General features: G+C 50.7%; 4 protein-coding genes and 1 pseudogene. 3 read left to right on the top strand and 2 right to left on the bottom strand.

All coding sequences use genetic code 11. The features are described 5' to 3' along the window. Positions 1-321 precede the first annotated feature (321 nt). Positions 322-516, top strand: a complete 195-nt coding sequence (locus tag BO74_RS20715) for a hypothetical protein (RefSeq protein ID WP_496445241.1) — start codon at positions 322-324, stop codon at positions 514-516. Between the two features lie 732 nt (positions 517-1,248). On the opposite strand, the gene BO74_RS20710 is transcribed toward BO74_RS20715, so the two are convergent. Together BO74_RS20710 and BO74_RS20705 are read right to left on the bottom strand one after the other, a co-directional pair. Next, positions 1,249-1,488, bottom strand: coding sequence for a hypothetical protein (locus BO74_RS20710; RefSeq protein WP_496445239.1), 240 nt, complete (start codon positions 1,486-1,488; stop codon positions 1,249-1,251). Positions 1,489-1,587: 99 nt separating this feature from the next. Further along, positions 1,588-1,890 (bottom strand): annotated as a pseudogene (locus BO74_RS20705) (transposase); the annotation flags it as partial. A 326-nt stretch (positions 1,891-2,216) separates the two neighbouring features. Here BO74_RS20705 and BO74_RS20700 point away from each other — a divergent pair. Continuing rightward, positions 2,217-3,209, top strand: coding sequence for a C4-dicarboxylate TRAP transporter substrate-binding protein (locus BO74_RS20700; protein ID WP_496445237.1), 993 nt, complete (start codon positions 2,217-2,219; stop codon positions 3,207-3,209). A 139-nt stretch (positions 3,210-3,348) separates the two neighbouring features. Beyond that, positions 3,349-3,557 (top strand): TRAP transporter small permease (locus tag BO74_RS20695; RefSeq protein ID WP_496445235.1); only part of this gene is annotated, 209 nt, incomplete at its 3' end.

Raw genomic sequence — 3,557 nt, 5'->3', positions numbered from 1 at the left:
CGTGTAGATCCCTTTCGGTAGTCGTTCCATCCTTGTCCTCCGTTCCTCACATTTTACGAAACGTTGGACTCCACTTTTTTCAGCCTACCTCATTAATAGCTTCCGACTACTCATTCGCCAATCCTCCTAGCGCAACTGGACAGCGTAGTTCAATGAAGGTTTCGGATATCACACGAGGTCACAAAAACCAGACGCCCGTTACACAAGCCCGAAAAAGAGCCAACAGATCCCCATGTGCTCGCTTGCTACGATGAGGCCGTCAGATGAAGTGATGTTTCACCTGATGAGCGCAACACAACCACTTTTGTGAAAGGAAACATCATGGAACTCAGCTCTAGCTTCTTCTTTGAACACGGCCTCGAAATTCGTTTGATCGTTGCCGCACTGGCCGTTGTTGGCGGCTACGGACTCGTCAAGCTCTACACGCTGGTTGGCGAAGCACGTGATGCCGCCCTCGAAGCCTACCGCAAGGCCTCTGAAGGCCGACTCAGCATCAGCGCAGCTGGCGCACGCTAATCCTGTCAGGTAATGACAGGCAAAAATCCGACCGGAAAATAGCAGTTTGCCAATCGATACCCCATCGCTGAGGCAACAAGACGCCAAGCCATTCCAGGCAGGCATTCCGGTCGGAATATAGCGGCACCCATCATCGGGTTTCCCGCCGCATCGCCACCCCCTAGGGTTTTCCGGCGAATCCATCAAAGATAGTTACACCGGGTTGTCGATATCGACATACTCCCCTGCTCCCGCAGACTTTGACATTATCGCCCTTTCGTCTGCTGGTCGGCCTTATGGAAAGCTTCGCATAAGGCCGAGGGGCTTTCGTTGGCCCTTTGGCAGCTTTCAGAGTCGACCAGTCTTCTGAATGACAGTGCAGAGAACCGTGCGAACGACGGCTGATGGCCGGTTGCCCGCGTAGAGCGATCCTGCACAAAGCTGCCGTTGCTTCGGGGCGTGAAATGCCGGCCGGCAGCTTACTGGTAGAACTCCAGATTCGTACTCTCGGCCACGAGCCGCCATTCACCACTCCATCCGGTTGGTCATTCAAAGGTCCGTTTGACTCTGAAACCTGCCGGACAGCCTTCGGAAGAACCTCAGTCATAATGGCCGTTTGCATATCCAGTCTGATCAGACTGCAATGCGCACGCGTTCCTTCATTCTGAGGTAGGCTGAAACAGATTGACTCCAACGGATCGTGGAATTTCACGATCTGGAGGATAGGAATGGAACTTGTGTTCGGTGTGGAAATTAAACGTTCGGAGTTCGGGGTTTGCGTGGGGAAACCTTAGACGACACAATTTTCAGAACATCCTTGGCGAGGACACCCGCTTCATCGGCCACTTTTTCAATGTCGGCAATAATCGCCTTGATGGCTTTGTGATCAGCCGACAATGTCAACTTCGCTTTGATCTTTGCTTCGATCTCGGCCTGTTTTTTCTTCAGATCCTCGAGTTGTTGTTCCAGAGTGCGACGCTGACCTTTCGGCATAGGACTCTCCACAAAAAATGAACGAAAAAATGTAGCACAAATATAAGAACGCCTAGGCTCCCTTAATTGAATATAAGACTATTGCTTGTTATTGGCGATGATCAAATGCGGCTCGAAGGTGCCATTGCGACCTTGCGAAACTTCGATGGGTAACTCACCGAATTCGCGCTTAAGTGTCTTCTTTCTCTTGCCGTTGCGTGTATTGCCAGCCTCATTGGCTGCCGGCTCTTTCTTGCCGTGACCCGAGGTACGCAGCCAGTTCGGCATCCAACGCCTTCTCAACCACAAACTAGTCAGTTACTTGAACAAGCCCTTCTCGCCAATCAGGCCTTCGGGTTTCTTGTAGTCGGTCAGCAGACCGGCCAGGAGTTTTTCAGGGGCTACATGTTTCTTCGTGCTCATTGTGCCTACAGACAACTCGGCAGTTTTCTGCCACCAATCCGCTCACACAATATTCAGTACGGGCTTGCGTTCTATTCGCTCTTCTTGGCACTCCGCTTTCTCCTCTTTGCCTTACCGTGAGTTTCATAGTGAAACGGTAAACATTTCAAATCGGCACTTCAAAAAACCAATTGTCCATTAAAAAACAGACTGTTATAGGTGGCACGGCAATTGCAGTAGATGTGTGTCGGCTCTGTTTCCGGTTTCCATTGCTTGATCTAATTCTATGAGATAGAAACCCGATCTATGCGCTAGACATATTTTTACTAAATAAACAAGGAGGTCTTATGTCTTTCCCGATTAAACGAAAAACTGTGGTTTCTTTCTTTACGACAATTGCGCTTTGCTTTGGCGTCGGAAGTCTTCCGGTTGCAGCGGCAGATTTCTCGATCAAAATCGCCTATGAAAACAACCCCGGGGAACCAATCGATCTGGCAGCACGAGTTTGGGCGCGATTGTTTGCAGAAAAAACAGGTGGCAAAGGAGAGTTGAAACCTTACCCGAGTTCTCAGTTGGGATCTAAAAAAGACGTTATGGAGCAAATGAAGTTAGGTAGTGGGATCATTCACATTACAGATGGCGGCTTCTTTGCAGATTATGTTCCAGATTTCGGAATTCTCAGCGGCCCATATCTTGGCAACGATTACAACGACATTCTGAAACTGACGAAAACTCCTTGGTTCGAAGAATTGGGTGTGAAACTTGAGGCTAAAGGCTTTCACATCGTTACCTCATGGCTGTATGGGACCCGCAATATGGTCACCAAGAAACCTGTGAAGACGCCTGAGGATCTGAAAGGGCTGAAGATCCGCGTGCCGAACAACCGGATCCAGATCGACGCAATGAAAACGATGGGCGCCACCCCGACGCCGATGCCGCTTGGCGAAGTCTATCCGGCGCTGACTACCGGCGTGATCGACGGCGCCGAGAACCCGATTCCGGTGCTCTATGGCCAGAAGCACCATGAGCCGGCGAAGTACTTGATCCTTAGCGGGCATTTAGACATGGTAATCCAGTGGGTGACAGGGCAAGCGTATTTTTCAAAGCTGCCTTTGGAAATTAGAAAAGCTTTGGTGGATTCAGGAGAAGAAGCTGGTGAATTTATGAAGAAAACGACCCTGGCCGCGGAAGCAGAAGCGATAGAAAAAATGAAGAAGGAAGGCGTGACGGTTATTGAGGTTGACAAAAGAGCGTTCAAAAACGCAGCTAAGCCGACGTACTCGCACTTCCCTGAGTGGTCTCCTGGCCTTTATGACAAAGTGCAATCCTATCTGAAGTAGCAGCTAGTCCTCGGAAAACCCAAAGTAGTTCTTCTCGGTTCGAGCGGGGCAACGTTCTGCGCCCCGCGAGCCGGGTAATCGCTCGCGCCTATAACAGCCTTAATGGCGCGAGCATTCCGAATGGTCAATAGGAGGTTTCATGTATTCCGTTAAATGTTTCGACGACTGGCTGGCCAAGCTGTTTACCGTCGCCATCGTCGTGATCACCATCCTTGCCGTGTTCATGCGCTACATCCTTAACGATCCGCTGCAGTGGATCGAGGAAGTGCTCATCGCCCTCTATCTCTGGGCCATCATGTTCGGCGCCGCGTCGGCGATGAAGGGGCGCGGGCATGTCAGCATCGACGC

Source organism: Propionivibrio pelophilus DSM 12018 (genome assembly GCF_059569095.1).
The sequence above is the reverse complement of the archived record's forward strand: the minus strand, read 5'-3'. Positions and strand labels throughout refer to the sequence as shown.